This is a genomic window from Vibrio sp. FF145, assembly GCF_041439075.1.
Lineage (GTDB): Bacteria > Pseudomonadota > Gammaproteobacteria > Enterobacterales > Vibrionaceae > Vibrio > Vibrio tasmaniensis_A.
In genome coordinates this window covers 18,791-33,824 of sequence record NZ_JBGONH010000003.1, presented here as the reverse complement: position 1 = coordinate 33,824, position 15,034 = coordinate 18,791, and the positions used below count along the sequence as shown (strand labels likewise).

Below are 15,034 nucleotides of genomic sequence, written 5' to 3'. Positions count from 1 at the left end.
TTATTTAATTGCGGTGCAGAAGCTAACGTTTGAATGCTGAGTTTGTGGATCGTAGCTGTGGTAAAGCTCAAAGCAAGGGCGGTCTTCGGTTTCTATGCCGGACTCTATGACCTTACTCATCAGGTCGTCCCACGCTTTAGCGTATTGGCTTAGCTCGGTGATGGTTTGGCGCATCACTGCATATTGTCCGCCGGGAAAATCTTTTAATTCTATTCCATTTGGCACTTCAGTGTCGTCTGAAACCATCAAGCAGATGTCGGTACGGCATTTATCGTTCGGCGTGATTTCTGGATTGTCATGATAGATAAAGATGCAGCTGTTACCTGCTAATCCTTTCATTTCAGCCCACTGATAAAGACGACCGCTTGGTTCTTCATAACCCTGTCCATAGGGGCCTGTCACTCGTACATACGCTAGTTTTGACGGTTCGAATTGTTGCGTTTTCATTGTCCTACTCCATGTTGTTGGTTCGGAGTCAGTATATGAATTGCCTGCGGTTGCTGCGTTTCCATTCTTGCGCAACGTGTGTCCAATCTTGCTATTTCGCGTCAACTCAGAAAACGCTTGGTAATCTTCACAATCACGAAATGCCGTAGGAGTTACTCCAAAGTGCTGTTTGAATGCTTTGGCCAAGCTTTGCGAGGACGAGAAACCATATTCCAGAGCGATATTCAGGACAGGTTGCTTGGATTTGAAAAGATCATCAGCTGCGGATTCAAGCCTCAGTCGCCTGATGAAATCAGCAAGCGTCTCGCCTTGAACGGCTTTAAAAGTGCGATGAAAATGGTAGGGTGGAAAGTTGGCTAACGCCGCGACTTCGATTAGGTTGAGTGGCTCGTTAAAGTGTTTCTCTAAATAGCGGACAACGGGAATCAGCCGCTTATGATAGTCAACGTACATTACTTTATTTACCACTCTCTGTTGTCATCGTTCTTGTTTAGATCACCGAGACTAGCTTATCTAAGTTGAGTTTCAATAGAGGAGCCTTGAAACTGAGATTAGATGCGTTAATCCAATCATCTCGTTATGTTTCTCTATCTACTAACGCGATTATTTAACCTCAAAATTAGGTCGTGTTTGTATTGAAACCGTCATTTCCCCCTTAAGCTGGCGGTAGTTTCAGATTGTCTTCGTTCGGGTATTTGATGGCACACTTAAATGCTCGTTGAACCGGGTGGCTTAACGCTTGAACTATGAACTTTTCTAGACGATACTTTTTTCGTACATTGCCCCCCCCAAAAAAAGTTGATGTTTAATATGTTGATTTTAAAGGAAGTATTTTGAATGGCAATGGTGTCGATTAGGAAGTTTGAATCATGAAAATTTACATTTCTGGGCTGCTCACACTCATTCCTTCATATTTAATCACCGGCTATTCTTTTGCTGTTGGTACAGCGATTGTACTGCCAGGGCAACATGAATCCGGCGCTGATCTTTCGGGCTCCCCAATGTCTGCGAATGCTGTCATTGATTGGGAAATTGCGAACAGTGACCTCGTATTTGGCTCTTATGCAGATAAAACCGACAATAAGCGAGCTACGACAATTGGGTATATGTATAACCAAAAAATGGAGCTCAATTCTGGTTGGTTGGAGAACGACCTTCGTAATAACGCAGAATCACATGGCGTTAATTTTGAAGACTTCTTTCTCCATTTTTCTGAAGATACAGTGCTCGCAGAAGTTGATAACACCCACGGTGAAAATACTCTCTTAAGTGGAAAGCCTATGATCTTGGGCTATACAGCCAGTGAAGACCATGCTGGCTTTTGGCTGTATCAAGAGCCTCCGTGGGATGCTGATGTGTTTGAGAATTTCGAACTGGGCGGGGCTTTGTATGTCTATCATGCTGAACAGTTCGAACGTCTGACCTTTAAGTTCTCACAGTTTGCTGTCAGCGGCGAATTCTGGATTGAATACCCAACAGCTATTGACTCTCACGGAAGGGTTTCACAGTGGGAAAGGCTCGATGTAAAGAAAGACAAAACGCTCAATATGACCAGAAACCAATCGGTGATTTGGAACCTTCCGGGTAACTGGGTAAGAGCCACAAATCATGATGGCAGTGGGGTGAGTTATGGTGGCGGCCAGTATTTTGGTTCAACCTTTTTGAGAGAGGGTGGCCGTTTATACGTTGTGAGAGTTCGTTGGCAAAGTGAGAACGCAGACGACAGGCCGCGGTTAAAAGAAGTAAAACTCAAAAGCAGCTTTCCAACCGTTAAGTTAACCGACGCTCCGACCACAACTCCGGATGGCAATGCTATCAGCCAATGGCGAAAAATTCGTGGCTTTGACGTGTCTGCAGACCTGAATGGCGATAACTACTTGTCGCCAAGCGAGTATCGAAATCGAACCAATAAGAATGCGACAGCGCGTTTTCGTTGGGAATCAAGAGTGGTGCCATTTGGTCGAATGTGGAGCACGAATTCATCTTGGTCGTTAACGAACGTCGCAAACGCGGATTATTTATCGGCCATTCATCGCTACTACAAGCAAAGTTGGGCAATCCAAGGTTTGAATGGTGCATACAACGACGACACAAATAAACTCATTGGCTCGAACCAGTTCTATGTCCATTCTGGCGGACATGTTCAAGAGTTAGGAGCTGTTGCGGGTTCAAATCAAGCGGATGCTCTCTACACGCAACAATTTTCAGCGTTTCTCAAAAATCTATCTGCTTTAGAAAGTGATGCGTCTATTGGGCTGAACATTGGTACGGCGAACTTGCTGGGTCGAAATGGGCAGTCTCATCTTAGCGAAGCCGGGTCTTTGTATCTGAGAGAGCATTACATTTTTCCGTCTACTGGATTTAGTGGTTACTCGGGGATCTCTAAATTCTGGGATAATTCTGCGCTCGCCTACAATGGAAAAGGAGTGATTTTTCAGGCGACAACGCGTTACGGGCGAGTCCAGTATCTAGGAAATAGTGAAGAGAATTGGAAGAAAGACCAATACTCGACCCTAGCGATTTACCACCTCAATCGACATGCTCAATACAGCTATTTTAATCAGTGGAACAATAGTTACGTCTATGGGAGTGATAACACGACTGCAGACATTTTCTGGCAAAGTGGTGTCCCTAAAAATATCGCTTATCAACCAAGTTCGTTATTAGCCGTTGATTTGGGAGAGCCGAGTCATCAGGTCCTACAGGGATTTGAGCCAATTCCTTTGATGCTGTCGACAACGACACCTCAGCTCGCTGATTACACCATCGTTGGTGATTCATCGATGAGTGAAGTGATGCATGCTGATCTGCCCAATGGTATGACTCATGTTCTACCGACGTTCACGTACTTTATGTATCAATCTAAAAATCTGGTGGCCGCTGGTGGCCCTGAAGATATGGTGTTAGCGAGAGAGTTCAGCAATGGTCGTGTGTTGTACCGCACGGATTTCCACGGTAAGAATTCGAGCTTTTATGAGGCAGAGAAGCTGATGATTGTATTGGACGTGCCGATGAAGCCTGTCGATGAAAACGGCAACATCGGAGAGTATGTGACTGAAATTCATATTGGCGGTTATGAAGGGCTGTTCTTGCTTTATTAGAATTATTTAGATAGACGAAGGGGATCATTTGATAGAGCAGGAGGCAGAAGGCTCTAGAAATTTTGCATATCGACTGATTGATGACTGAAGCCAATTGATTTTGCCGCATTTAGTAGAGCTTGTTGGGTCTTGAATACCCTTGGTTTCAGCTTTCGGTCGGACTCTAAGAAACTATTTATTCCCCATTTGCTGCTTAGAACCATCAAGTAATAGCCATCATTGTTTGGAGAGTTTACGGCAATTGCTGATTCTAAATCGCCACGTTTGAAATGCTCCTTAAATTCGCGTAATACCATATCAATATCCTTATTCGATGATTAAAAAAGGGAGCGAATCGCTCCCTAATTAATGTTGGTACTAATGATTACAAGAATGCGCGGTATGGCAGTTCTGGGTCATTTTTAAAGATATCTGCAAAACCACGGAAGTGTTGGTAGTGCATGCGACCTTTATCTGTAGGGTAAGTGTATCGGCCACCGACTTGCCAGAAGAAAGGTGCGAAGCCGTATTGCAGACGTTCTTTCTTCATGTTCCACAGCATTTCAATTTCACGTGGGTCATTTTGGAAGTTAGCCCAGATATCGTGGTGGAAAGGAACAACGACTTCACAATCCAAAGATTCAGCGGCACGTAAAATGTCTGAAGACGTCATTTTGTCAGTTACGCCACGTGGATTTTCACCGTAAGAAAGCAGTGCAACGTCGATCTTGTGGTCATTACCGTGCTTAGCGTAGTAGTTTGAGTAGTGAGAATCACCAGAGTGGTAAACTGAACCGCCTGTCGTTTCTACTAGGTAGTTCACTGCACGATCGTCCATGCCACCTAAGATATCAGTGTCTAAAGAAGAAGTGCCTTCAGGAAGTGTCACTAGAGCAGTACGGTCGAATGCATCAAGAACCTTAATATTGACGTCTTTGATCTTAATCTCGTCGCCAACTTTCGCGATAACACAACGATCTTCTGGCACACCCCATTTCATCCATAAATCAACACACGCTTTAGGACCAATGAATTTAACGTGCTCGCCACAGTTTTGTAGAACGGCTGCAGCAACGTTGATGTCAATGTGGTCGCCGTGATCATGAGATGCCATAACCGCATCGATCTCTTTAATAGCGAAAGGGTCCAATGGGAAGATTGCAGTACGTAGGTTTGGCTGAAGTGCTTCAACACCGCCCATACGCATCATTTGGTGCTGGTTTTTCATTTTTTGAACAGCTTGTGTTTTTTTACCAGTACCACACCAGAAGTCCATTGATAGGTTTGCACCACCTTCTGATTTTAGCCAAATACCTGTACAGCCAAGCCACCACATAGAAAATGTATTTGGTTGCACGACGGTTTGCTCGATCTCTTCATTTAACCATGTGCCCCACTCAGGGAATGTATTTAGGATCCAAGACTCGCGAGTGATTTCGTTTACGTTGCTCATGATAATACCTTTTATTTCAATAATTTGATTAATTTTGGATGTAGGGAGCCGAGCGCCTTAATTTTGATTAAGGCACTGAGCTAAATTTATTATTATTGGTGGGCTAGTTAGCCTTCGATTTAAACTAGGATGACTTGCGTCCCTTGAGCTTCAATCCGCTTGACGACTTCGGGGTTGGCATCTTTACCAGTGATGACGATGTCTATTTGCTTGGTGCTGCAAAAGAGCATTCCGGTACGTTGTCCAACCTTTGAACTGTCGACAACAACAACGAGTTTATCGATCTGTTCAAGCATTTGCTGCTCTGCTACAGCAGTTAACATGTCGGCCTTGTAGAGGCCAGCATCGGTTAAGCCTTTACCAGAGGTAAACATCCAGTTTCCGGCATAGCCTCCCAGCGAATTGGGCGCGGGATTTAAAAAGATGTTCTGCGCTTTGTTGTATTGACCGCCAATGATGATGACATCGTCATGATCTTCGTTGATCAAGTAGCTTGCGAGTGGGAAGTAGTTCGTTACGATCTGTACATCTTCCCCACATAACTGTTGTCCAAGTAGGAACGCAGTAGAACCACAGTTGATCACAACTGTATCTCCAGCCTCGCAAAGTCCTGCTGCTGCTTGCGCAATCTCTGCTTTCTCTTCATAGAACTCAGTGCTGTTGATATTGAGTGGTGACCACTTTCTCTTCTGATTCTCTACTCGCTCAGCGCCATTTCGAACTTTTCTAAGTCGGCCAACTTCATCTAATTTAGCGATGTCACGTCTTGCAGTAGCAGGTGAAACACTAAATTTATCAATAATATGTGAGACGTTTATTGTCTGCATATCTTCTAATAGCGACACGATGCCGTTATGTCTTTGTACTTCATTCATATTTATCACTCTTTATGTCGTTGTGACAATTTGATGATTACTTTTGATTTGTTTTGATTCTAATAATCACCATCATGATTGTCAAACTACATTGCTATAAAAACTAGATCTTAATCACAATGATTTATAAGTTATTGATTTTATTTGATTTGTTGTTTTTTGGTGTGATCCGAAGCTCAATTAGGCACATTCTGGGTGTGGTTAATTGATATAAATCAAAGTAATCACAAGTGAGCATTGAATGATTACTTTTGATTGGTAAAGTCTAATTCGTGAGCAAAAATAGACATCATCACATCCTACATACCATTAAAATTAAAATTAATCAGGGGTAAAGATATGGAATTCTTATACGATATTTTCTATATTTTTTACAGTCAGGTAATGACCAAAGCACCTTTGCTACTCGGTCTTGTTACTTGTCTGGGTTACATTCTACTCAAGCGTGACGCAACAACTATTATCTCCGGCTCTATCAAAACCATCGTTGGTTTCATGATAGTGCAGGTAGGTGCAGGAACATTGGTAGCGGGTTTCAAACCAGTGATTCTGAAAATGAGTGAGATTCATGGATTGACGGGGTCAGTGATAGATCCGTACACAACCATGATGTCTACCATGGAGACCATGGGAGACAATTATTCTTGGGTTGGATATGCCGTATTACTGGCACTTGGTCTCAATATTCTTCTTGTTGCCTTCCGCCGCATCACGGGCATCAGAACCATCATGCTTACGGGACATATCATGTTCCAACAAGCTGGCCTCATTGCTGTTTTCTACTTCGTGCTTGGTGCAGGTATGTGGGAAACCATCATCTATTCAGCAATATTGATGGCGTTGTACTGGGGTATCTCGTCTAACATCATGTTCAAGCCTACCCAAGAGGTTACTGGCGGGGCGGGTTTCTCTATTGGTCACCAACAACAGTTTGCGTCATGGGTAGCGACAAAGGTTGCTCCTAAGCTTGGCGACAAAAATGACAGCGTTGACCACATCAAACTGCCTAAATGGTTACACATTTTCCACGACAGTATCGCAGCGACAACGCTAGTCATGACTGCTTTCTTCGGCATTATTCTTCTTTCATTTGGTCTTGATAACCTTCAAGACATGGCAGGAAAAACACACTGGTTTATCTATATTTTCGAAACTGGGTTGAAATTCGCAGTGGCTATTCAAGTTATCGTCACCGGCGTCCGTATGTTCGTAGCGGAATTGTCTGAGGCATTTAATGGTATTTCTCAACGCCTTATTCCTAACGCTGTGTTAGCAATCGATTGTGCGGCTATCTACGCATACTCTCCAAATGCAATGGTGTTCGGTTTCATGTGGGGCGCTGTTGGTCAATTCACAGCCGTTCTTGCAATGTTAGCCTTTGATTCTCCTATCATGATCATTCCTGGCTTTATCCCAATGTTCTTCTCGAACGCGACGATTGGTGTGTTTGCGAACCACTTCGGTGGTTGGAAAGCGGTAATGAAGATCTGTTTCGTGATGGGCATCATCGAGGTGGTTGGTTCTGCTTGGGCAATTCATATCTTTGCTCAATCGGGAGCAGAGTTTAATGGCTGGATGGGTATGGCTGACTGGGCTCTCGTCTTCCCACCTATCATGCAAGGTATTTCGAGCACTAACATGTTCTTCTTCGGGATTTTGGCTTTAGCTGGTGTCTACATGTACTTCGCTTCTAAACAACTACGAGCTGAAGAAGACGCAGAAGCTGCCGCTGAAACAATGACCGCAGTAACACCTGAGGGCATTGAGGTTGAAGTCGCAGTACCACAACAATCAACAGCAACTGCTCAATCTCTATCAGCTCCTACAACGTCAGAAATTCGCGTCTCACCAGCAGCTGAACAGAAACCGGTTCGTGTCTTAGTGTGCTGTGGTTCAGGGCAAGGTTCTTCAATGATGTGCTCTAAGAAAATCAAAGAGTACTTGGACAAGAAAGGCATTCCTAGTTCGACCTTTAACAGCGCTATCACTGATTACAAATCGCACCTTGGTTCATTCGACATCATCGTTACTTCGGTTGCGCTTGCAGCGAAGATTACGGGTCTGCCGGAAGGTAAGCAACAGTTAGCGGTTAAGAACATGATTATGGTGAAAACTTTCGGCGACGAGCTTGTTTCCATCATCGAGAACAACTTCCACAAATAATGATAAACGGCTCAGTGGTATCGCACTGCTGAGCCAATAAAAATAATTATATAAGTGAGCAATAACATGAACTTAAAAGAATCTCTTATCAAGAATAACTCTATCCTACTGAACGCAAAAGCAACTGACTGGAAAGCGGCGATCAAGCTAGGTACTGATGCATTGGTTAAAGCCGGTGTTGCTGAAGAGCGTTACTACGACGCGATTACCAAAGCGATTGGTGAAGAAGGCCCTTATATCTGTATTCACGATGCGTTCGCTCTGCCTCATTGCCGCCCTGAAGATGGTGTGATTCGTACCGGGTTTGCGTTAACCGTGCTTGAAACGCCCATTACGTTTGAAGGTGTTGATGAGCCAGTTGATGTACTGATCACGCTAGCGGGTAAAGATTCAGAAGAACACATCGACGGTACCATGCAAGTGGCGAACTTGATTGAGTTCGATGAAGATTTCTCAAAACTTCGCGCATGCAAAAGCCCAGAAGAAGTGGCGCGTTTAATTGATGCTGCGTTACTGCAAGCGGAAGCTGCGTAAGGAGACAACTATGTCTATATATAGCCAATTGAAACAACGCGTCTTAGAAGCCAATTTGCAGCTTCCGAAGTATGGTTTGGTGACATTCACTTGGGGCAATGTCTCTGAGTTTGACCGTACTAATGGCGTGATAGCGATTAAGCCATCAGGTGTCGAATACTGCGATATGACAGCTGAAGATATGGTGGTCGTCGATCTAGAAGGCAACATTGTTGAAGGGAAACTTAATCCTTCAAGTGATACCGCAACTCATTTAGAGCTTTATAAAGCTTTCCCGGAAGTGAGTGGCATTGTTCACACTCATTCACGCAGTGCCACAATTTGGGCACAAGCTGGTATCGATATTCCAGCCTTGGGTACTACTCATGCTGACTATTTCTACGGTGACATCCCATGTACACGTCGATTGTCTCACTCTGAAATTGCTGAAGAGTATGAGAAAAATACCGGCTTGGTGATCATTGAAGAGTTCAAGCAGCGTCGAATCGATCCAATGGCAGTTCCAAGCGTGATTGTTGCAGGACATGCGCCTTTCTCTTGGGGCAAAGACGCCAACGATGCTGTTCACAACGCGGTGGTATTAGAAGAAGTTTCTGCAATGGCGTTGGCAACGCGCACCTTGAACAGCGGCATCAAAATTCAGCCAGAACTATCCGACAAACACTACTTACGTAAGCACGGTGAAAATGCTTATTACGGCCAACAGTAAATCGGCTTTTTGTTTAAATAAGCCGTTTAAGTAAGCCGTTTAACGAGCTTCGGCTCTAAGTAGTTTCAATATTGATTAGGCCCGACTGCAGGGAATAAGTGAGAGGACTCTATGTATAAAGTGCTGGCGTTAGATCTCGATGGAACCGTGTTAAAGGATGATCACACGATTCATCCAGAACTGAAAAAGGCGATCCAAGAAGCCAAACAAAGTTGTCATGTCGTGATAGTGACTGGTCGACACCACACAGCAGCACGACCTTATTACTACGAATTGGGGTTAGATACGCCAATCATTTGCTGTAACGGCACTTATGTTTATGACTATCAAACTGAAACAGTACTGACTCAAAACGCGATAGATAAAGACAAAGCGCTGACCTTCATCGATATGGCTGATGAGTTTCAGCTCAAAATGGTCATGTACATCACGCATGCCATGACGTACTCACACTACAACCCATTTGCCTACATGTTGGCATTGGAAAGTTGGGCAGAAACGGCACCAGAGCAACATCGCCCTCAAATTTACCAAGTGGAATCATTCATTGAAACGGCTCAGCAAGCCGAACACGTTTGGAAGTTTGTGGTGGAAGGTAGCCAACACTCAGTAGACCGTTTAATGCAACACCCATGGATAGAAGAGAACTTCAACGGTGAGCGTTCTTGGTCAAATCGAATCGACTTTGCTGCAAAAGGTAACAGTAAGGGCCTACGCCTTGCTGAATACATCGCAGAACTCGGTTATCACGCCGATGACGTCATTGCCGTCGGTGACAACCATAACGATATATCCATGCTCAAGTACGCCGGATTAGGTGTAGCGATGCCCAATGCTGATGACATCGTCAAGTCACACGTCCAACGCGTGTGTTCAACAGATAACAACCATGATGGCTTAGCCCGTCTAATACGCGAACAAATTAAAGGATAACAACATGACTAAACCAATGATTCAGATCGCCCTAGACCAAACAAACCTTCCTGCTGCCATTGAAGTGGCAAACAATGTAGAGAGCTTTGTTGATGTGATTGAAGTGGGCACTATTTTGGCTTTCGCAGAAGGCATGACGGCGGTTTCTACGCTTCGTAAAAACCACCCAGACCATATCCTTGTATGCGACATGAAAACCACCGATGGTGGCGCTATTTTGGCTCGCATGGCATTCGAAGCCGGTGCTGATTGGATTACCGTTTCTGCTGCTGCACACATCGCAACCATTGGTGCATGTAAGAAAGTCGCTGATGAATTTAACGGTGAAATCCAAATCGAAATTTACGGCAATTGGACAATGGACGACGCTAAATCATGGGTAGACTTAGGTATCTCTCAAGCTATCTATCACCGTTCTCGTGACGCTGAATTAGCCGGTGTGGGTTGGACAGAAGAAGATCTTGTGAAGATGCGTGCATTGTCTGAAATGGGCATCGAGCTTTCTATCACAGGTGGCATCGTGCCTGAAGACCTTTACCTATTTGAAGGCATTAAAGCGAAAACCTTTATCGCAGGCCGCGCACTTGCAGGCGATAAAGGTAAAGAGACAGCAGAAGCGCTAAAAGCTCAGATCGACCGTTACTGGAACTAGGAGGCGTTATGTATCAAAACCTGTTACGCCACCGTGTAGGGCTTTATGAAAAGGCCCTACCTAACGAACTCAGCTGGGAAGATAAACTTAAGCAAACCAAAGAACTCGGCTTTGATTTTCTTGAGATATCGGTAGACGAATCAGACGAGCGTCGCAGCCGATTAGATTGGAATGACGAAGAAGTGTATGCCTTGCGTCGTCTTTGTGAAAAGCACGGCGTACCGTTGCAGTCCATGTGTTTAAGCGCGCATCGTAAGTTCCCATTTGGGTCTGCAGATCCGGTGATTCGTGAACAAGCTGTCATCCATATGGAGAAAGCGATCTCGTTGGCTTACAAATTGGGTATTCGTACCATCCAACTGGCTGGGTATGACGTTTACTACGAGCCAGCCGATAAAGTGACTCACCAGAGGTTCATTGAAGGAATGAAGCTTTCGGCGCTGTTGGCGGAAAGATCAGGGGTAATGCTCGCTGTGGAAATCATGGATACCGATTACTTGAACTCTTTGAGTAAGTTCGAAGTGCTGAGTCGCGAAGTCAATTCACCGTATTTCACGGCGTATCCGGATGTGGGCAATATCTCTGGTTGGAATTACGACATAGTGACTGAGCTAAAACTGAGTAAGCCTCGTATCACTCAGATCCACCTCAAAGACACTTATAAAGTGACTGGCGAGTACAAAGGGCAATTTCGAGACTTAGTGATTGGTGATGGTGAAGTTGACTTCAATGCCATTTTTGAAACGTTGAAGGAGACTGAGTGCGTCGTACCACTCGTGATCGAGATGTGGGCTCAAGATGAACGTTGGAAAGAGAACATTCTCACGGCACAAAAACGTTTGAATGATGTTTGTGTGCAAACGGGTGTTCCGAGATTGTTTGACCACTAACTCTACTTAGAATGATTAACTGGTTTCTCTTTGCGTTCTCGATGCTCCTAACGAAAAGAGAAAATGCAGCATATTGCCCCCAATATGCTGCATTTTTATATCAACTCGGCACTTTAAGCCATTTAAAGCAGCAGAAATGATGTCAATTTCGCAATAGCTACAGTGTTTAAACAGCGATCGTCACATGATCACGGCCCACTTCAGCCATCTGAATCAGGTAGTCCGTGTGGTATTTCTTCTTGATGACGATTTGGCTACCGATTTCAGCAACAATCTTTACCACTTCCAACGCATCAGAAGGATGCAATGAAGAGTCTTTTGAAATTTCGATATTAACGCCTAAATTTGCTAATTTGATGATGTCGCTAGAATGCATGGTCGTGTCCAAGGTATTTGATTTTCGTGGACTATATCATCTTCAATTTATGCAACTCTACTTGGTTTAAGTAAAAATGGGTGAGATGTGCTCAAAATATGATTTCAATAGTAAAACAACGGCTTTTATTGCATCAATTCGTTTAATTGTCGGATTGTTGAATAAGATCATATTAAGACGATCATGAATAGGTTTTATGTATGGTGATTAGTAGTATGAGTCTCAAAACAATATGAGAGATTGACGATGCCAAAGTTAGATAAATATAAAGGAATTATTTTTGATCTCGATGGGACTCTGGTCAATTCTATGGTGGCACACGCTCATGCATGGCAACAAACTTGTCAGAAGTTTGGTATTCCCTACGACAAAGAGTGGCTCGATCAACTTGGTGGGATGCCATCGCGAAAAGTGACTCAAGAGATCCTTAAGCGTTACGATCTAACTCTTGATGCTCAACAAATTACTTCGGACAAAATCGCTAACTTTGAGGCTATTGAGCACAAAGGGGATGTTATTCCAGAGACATACGCACTCTTACAGCAACAGTATCAGTTGAAAAAGATAGGCATCGGAACTGGTGCTCAAGCCAAGCATGCAAGGGCGATTTTAAAGACGACCGATATCCCATCAATGATACGTACGATTGTGACTTCAGATGACGTAGAGAATCACAAACCTAACCCGGATACTTTTCTGAAAGTCGCTAGCCAGTTAGAGCTTGAACCGAGCGATTGTGTGGTGTTTGAAGATACGATTATAGGCCAGCACGCAGCGACATCGGCAGGCATGGATTGCTACATGGTTGAAAACGGGCAGATAACTAAATTTGTTCCAGCGAATGGTTTGGAAGTGGGTAGCGGACCTGAGCTCTGAAACTAAGCTGCGTTCAATCAGATCGCGCATTAATGAATCAGGCCGAAATATTCGTTTAGAAGTCGACGGTGGTGTGAAAGTTAACTACATAAAAGAGATTGCTGAAGCGGGTGCCGATATGTTCGTTGCGGGCTCTGCTATTTTTGATAGTGAAGATTATCAACAAGCTATCGATTCAATGCGAGCTGAGTTAGCTTAATTGAATTAAGTAGTGTATCTACTGATGTATAAAGGCTCGAAGTATTCTGTAGACCAGGCTTCGAGCTTTTTTGTATCTAATAGATGTTGATTTAATGGAAAACTACGTGGAGTCAGGGGAGGTTGCGTTGTTGGAGTTCTTTTCAGTTATAGCTTTTTTGTTGTGTAATAAAACTACAGTTAATGTTGACTTTGGTCACATAACGGCGCAAAATTGACCTAAGATCACATAACGATGAGAACACAGTATGAACGCTACAGTAATCACGAATGAAAACAACGTATCACTAGCAAAACCTTCAGTAATGAATGAAGTTCTATTTTTTGCTAAGTCTACCGTTATCATGGGTGCAATTATCCTACTTGTTGCTTCTGCTTGGGTTTAATTTCTAAAATAACCCGCGTTAAGTGTGATCAGTGGTGGTGATTAGCCACTCACTGATTCAAACTAACGTCAGAAGCACCAAATTCATTTCCTTATCTTTCTCCAGTTCATTTCCTTATCTTTCTCCAGTTCACTTTCTCTATCTTCTAGGCCAATCAGGCTGACTTTTTAGTCATCGACTTAGTTACTGAATCAAGTGATTGACTAAACCAAGTTACCTATCTAAACCAACAGTTTAAACACGGTGTTTTAAACTAGACCAGTACAAAACTATCATTAATACATACGCTAATGCGGGCGCAATATAACTCGTACTCAGCGAAAGCTCATCAATCAAACTCGCCTGTACGAATGGTAAAACAACCCCTCCAATTGAACACATAATGAGAATTGCTGCTCCTTGTGAGTTTTGCTTACCTGATGCATGTAGCGCTTGTGCGTAAATGATAGGGTAGAGCGCAGAATTACATAGCCCTACGACAAGCATCAAATAGCCAATCCAAACATAATTTTGATAGACCGCAACGGCACTAATCAAAGCGGCAATAACGCAAGACAGTGAGAAGAGATAGTGCTTGTTTACAGTGTTTCCAAACTTGGCGAATAACACTCTTCCAACAAACATTAATACCCAATAAAGAGCGATGATCTGTGTTGCGAAGACCAAACCAAGGTCGCCATATTGCTGGTCGGCAAGATACGCAATAGTAAAAGTACCAAAACTGACCTCTACACCGATGTACAGCAACAGTACCAACGCTAACTTCATAAACTGCTGATTTTTAATTAGAAGCTTTAACCCTCGCCAAAAGCCAGTCATCTGTTTTGGTTTGATATCTGGAAGCGTCATTTTGCTAAAAAATACCAGTAAGCCGAAAAAGAACAGGGCGATGAATAAGAACAGATACGAAACTTGATGGGCGGTGTTGTCGACGTTAAAACTTGTAGCCACGAGAATGACAGCGGTAAGCACTAGCGGACCAAGCACAGTGCCAACAGAGTTCGATGCCGTTGCCACACTTTGACGTATAACACTCTTATCGGGTGTCGAGAGTAGTGATACGTAAGGTGAACTCACAACTTGAATTGCTGATACACCTGAGGCCATCAATAAGATCCCGATGAGTGTTGGAACAAGCTCTTCTCCTCGTACTAAATATGCCATGGCTAGACAGCCCAGAAGGCACCATATCAAGCAGAACTTCAGCGTAGTTCTATAGCCAATTTTTGCCATGACAAATGACGTTGGAAGCGACACCGTAATTCGGGTGATAAAAAAGGCCATGGGAAATAGCATCGCCATTTTATAATCGAGAGAGAAAGCTTCTTTGTAATGTGGAATTAGCGAATTACTTGAAACGGTAATTAAACCCCAGATAAAAAAGATCAGAGACAGTAAGACCAGTGGGGCATCTTTTAACGGGAATACTCTCATAGTGATTCCTTATTGATAGCGATAAAAA

General features: G+C 43.6%; 15 protein-coding genes and 1 pseudogene. 10 read left to right on the top strand and 6 right to left on the bottom strand.

The genetic code is table 11. The features are described 5' to 3' along the window. Entirely contained in the window at positions 1-900 is a 900-nt protein-coding gene (locus ACED42_RS01915) for a GyrI-like domain-containing protein (protein WP_371695349.1), read from the bottom strand. A gap of 416 nt (positions 901-1,316) precedes the next feature. Between ACED42_RS01915 and ACED42_RS01910 the strand changes: the two genes are divergently transcribed. Beyond that, the gene (locus ACED42_RS01910) at positions 1,317-3,548 is read left to right on the top strand and encodes a hypothetical protein (RefSeq protein WP_102249463.1); all 2,232 of its coding nucleotides are present in this window, start codon (positions 1,317-1,319) and stop codon (positions 3,546-3,548) included. Positions 3,549-3,601: 53 nt separating this feature from the next. Here the strand turns inward: ACED42_RS01910 and ACED42_RS01905 are convergent, their stop codons facing one another. The 3 genes from ACED42_RS01905 to ulaR form a co-directional block, all read right to left on the bottom strand. Then, positions 3,602-3,844, bottom strand: coding sequence for a hypothetical protein (locus ACED42_RS01905; RefSeq protein ID WP_009845904.1), 243 nt, complete (start codon positions 3,842-3,844; stop codon positions 3,602-3,604). A 68-nt stretch (positions 3,845-3,912) separates the two neighbouring features. After that, the gene (gene ulaG, locus ACED42_RS01900) at positions 3,913-4,980 is read right to left on the bottom strand and encodes an L-ascorbate 6-phosphate lactonase (protein WP_017089479.1); all 1,068 of its coding nucleotides are present in this window, start codon (positions 4,978-4,980) and stop codon (positions 3,913-3,915) included. Positions 4,981-5,099: 119 nt separating this feature from the next. After that, a complete protein-coding gene (gene ulaR / locus ACED42_RS01895; RefSeq protein WP_017096290.1) occupies positions 5,100-5,855 on the bottom strand; it encodes an HTH-type transcriptional regulator UlaR in 756 nt (251 codons plus the stop codon). A gap of 339 nt (positions 5,856-6,194) precedes the next feature. Here ulaR and ACED42_RS01890 point away from each other — a divergent pair, with 339 nt between their 5' ends. From ACED42_RS01890 to ACED42_RS01865, 6 genes are all read left to right on the top strand, one after another. Then, the gene (locus ACED42_RS01890; RefSeq protein WP_371701180.1) at positions 6,195-8,018 is read left to right on the top strand and encodes a PTS ascorbate-specific subunit IIBC; all 1,824 of its coding nucleotides are present in this window, start codon (positions 6,195-6,197) and stop codon (positions 8,016-8,018) included. 66 nt (positions 8,019-8,084) lie between these two features. Further along, positions 8,085-8,552: a PTS sugar transporter subunit IIA gene (locus ACED42_RS01885; RefSeq protein WP_009845900.1), complete on the top strand. Its 468-nt coding sequence runs from the start codon at positions 8,085-8,087 to the stop codon at positions 8,550-8,552. Positions 8,553-8,568: 16 nt separating this feature from the next. Continuing rightward, on the top strand, positions 8,569-9,261 hold the full coding sequence (locus ACED42_RS01880) for an L-ribulose-5-phosphate 4-epimerase (RefSeq protein WP_029222802.1): 693 nt from the start codon (positions 8,569-8,571) through the stop codon (positions 9,259-9,261). A gap of 111 nt (positions 9,262-9,372) precedes the next feature. Next, complete coding sequence (locus ACED42_RS01875; protein WP_371701178.1) at positions 9,373-10,194, top strand: pyridoxal phosphatase; 822 nt, start codon at positions 9,373-9,375, stop codon at positions 10,192-10,194. 4 nt (positions 10,195-10,198) lie between these two features. Next, a complete protein-coding gene (locus tag ACED42_RS01870) occupies positions 10,199-10,846 on the top strand; it encodes a 3-keto-L-gulonate-6-phosphate decarboxylase UlaD (RefSeq protein ID WP_054541612.1) in 648 nt (215 codons plus the stop codon). Positions 10,847-10,854: 8 nt separating this feature from the next. Then, a complete protein-coding gene (locus ACED42_RS01865) occupies positions 10,855-11,736 on the top strand; it encodes an L-ribulose-5-phosphate 3-epimerase (protein WP_371701176.1) in 882 nt (293 codons plus the stop codon). Positions 11,737-11,902: 166 nt separating this feature from the next. On the opposite strand, the gene ACED42_RS01860 is transcribed toward ACED42_RS01865, so the two are convergent. After that, positions 11,903-12,112 (bottom strand): hypothetical protein, encoded by a 210-nt coding sequence (locus ACED42_RS01860; RefSeq protein WP_009845895.1) that lies wholly within the window; start codon positions 12,110-12,112, stop codon positions 11,903-11,905. A 246-nt stretch (positions 12,113-12,358) separates the two neighbouring features. On the opposite strand from ACED42_RS01860, the gene ACED42_RS01855 reads away from it, so the two are divergent. The 3 genes and pseudogenes from ACED42_RS01855 to ACED42_RS01845 all read left to right on the top strand — a co-directional run bounded on the left by ACED42_RS01855 (position 12,359) and on the right by ACED42_RS01845 (position 13,572). After that, complete coding sequence (locus ACED42_RS01855; protein ID WP_371701174.1) at positions 12,359-12,988, top strand: HAD family hydrolase; 630 nt, start codon at positions 12,359-12,361, stop codon at positions 12,986-12,988. Between the two features lie 4 nt (positions 12,989-12,992). Continuing rightward, a pseudogene (locus tag ACED42_RS01850) lies at positions 12,993-13,187 on the top strand (ribulose phosphate epimerase); the annotation flags it as partial. A gap of 247 nt (positions 13,188-13,434) precedes the next feature. Beyond that, positions 13,435-13,572 carry a hypothetical protein gene (locus ACED42_RS01845; protein WP_012600138.1) on the top strand — a complete coding sequence of 46 codons (138 nt, stop codon included), beginning with the start codon at positions 13,435-13,437 and terminating at the stop codon, positions 13,570-13,572. 234 nt (positions 13,573-13,806) lie between these two features. Here ACED42_RS01845 and ACED42_RS01840 read toward each other — a convergent pair whose 3' ends face one another. Next, entirely contained in the window at positions 13,807-15,006 is a 1,200-nt protein-coding gene (locus ACED42_RS01840; RefSeq protein ID WP_371701173.1) for a sugar MFS transporter, read from the bottom strand. Positions 15,007-15,034 lie beyond the last annotated feature (28 nt).

What these genes read in the sequence shown, in the direction of transcription:
- ACED42_RS01915 (WP_371695349.1), bottom strand. Translation starts at nt 900, where the DNA reads ATGTACGTTGACTATCATAAGCGGCTGATTCCCGTTGTCCGCTATTTA.
- ACED42_RS01910 (WP_102249463.1), top strand. Translation starts at nt 1,317, where the DNA reads ATGAAAATTTACATTTCTGGGCTGCTCACACTCATTCCTTCATATTTA.
- ACED42_RS01905 (WP_009845904.1), bottom strand. Translation starts at nt 3,844, where the DNA reads ATGGTATTACGCGAATTTAAGGAGCATTTCAAACGTGGCGATTTAGAA.
- ulaG (WP_017089479.1), bottom strand. Translation starts at nt 4,980, where the DNA reads ATGAGCAACGTAAACGAAATCACTCGCGAGTCTTGGATCCTAAATACA.
- ulaR (WP_017096290.1), bottom strand. Translation starts at nt 5,855, where the DNA reads ATGAATGAAGTACAAAGACATAACGGCATCGTGTCGCTATTAGAAGAT.
- ACED42_RS01890 (WP_371701180.1), top strand. Translation starts at nt 6,195, where the DNA reads ATGGAATTCTTATACGATATTTTCTATATTTTTTACAGTCAGGTAATG.
- ACED42_RS01885 (WP_009845900.1), top strand. Translation starts at nt 8,085, where the DNA reads ATGAACTTAAAAGAATCTCTTATCAAGAATAACTCTATCCTACTGAAC.
- ACED42_RS01875 (WP_371701178.1), top strand. Translation starts at nt 9,373, where the DNA reads ATGTATAAAGTGCTGGCGTTAGATCTCGATGGAACCGTGTTAAAGGAT.
- ACED42_RS01870 (WP_054541612.1), top strand. Translation starts at nt 10,199, where the DNA reads ATGACTAAACCAATGATTCAGATCGCCCTAGACCAAACAAACCTTCCT.
- ACED42_RS01865 (WP_371701176.1), top strand. Translation starts at nt 10,855, where the DNA reads ATGTATCAAAACCTGTTACGCCACCGTGTAGGGCTTTATGAAAAGGCC.
- ACED42_RS01860 (WP_009845895.1), bottom strand. Translation starts at nt 12,112, where the DNA reads ATGCATTCTAGCGACATCATCAAATTAGCAAATTTAGGCGTTAATATC.
- ACED42_RS01855 (WP_371701174.1), top strand. Translation starts at nt 12,359, where the DNA reads ATGCCAAAGTTAGATAAATATAAAGGAATTATTTTTGATCTCGATGGG.
- ACED42_RS01845 (WP_012600138.1), top strand. Translation starts at nt 13,435, where the DNA reads ATGAACGCTACAGTAATCACGAATGAAAACAACGTATCACTAGCAAAA.
- ACED42_RS01840 (WP_371701173.1), bottom strand. Translation starts at nt 15,006, where the DNA reads ATGAGAGTATTCCCGTTAAAAGATGCCCCACTGGTCTTACTGTCTCTG.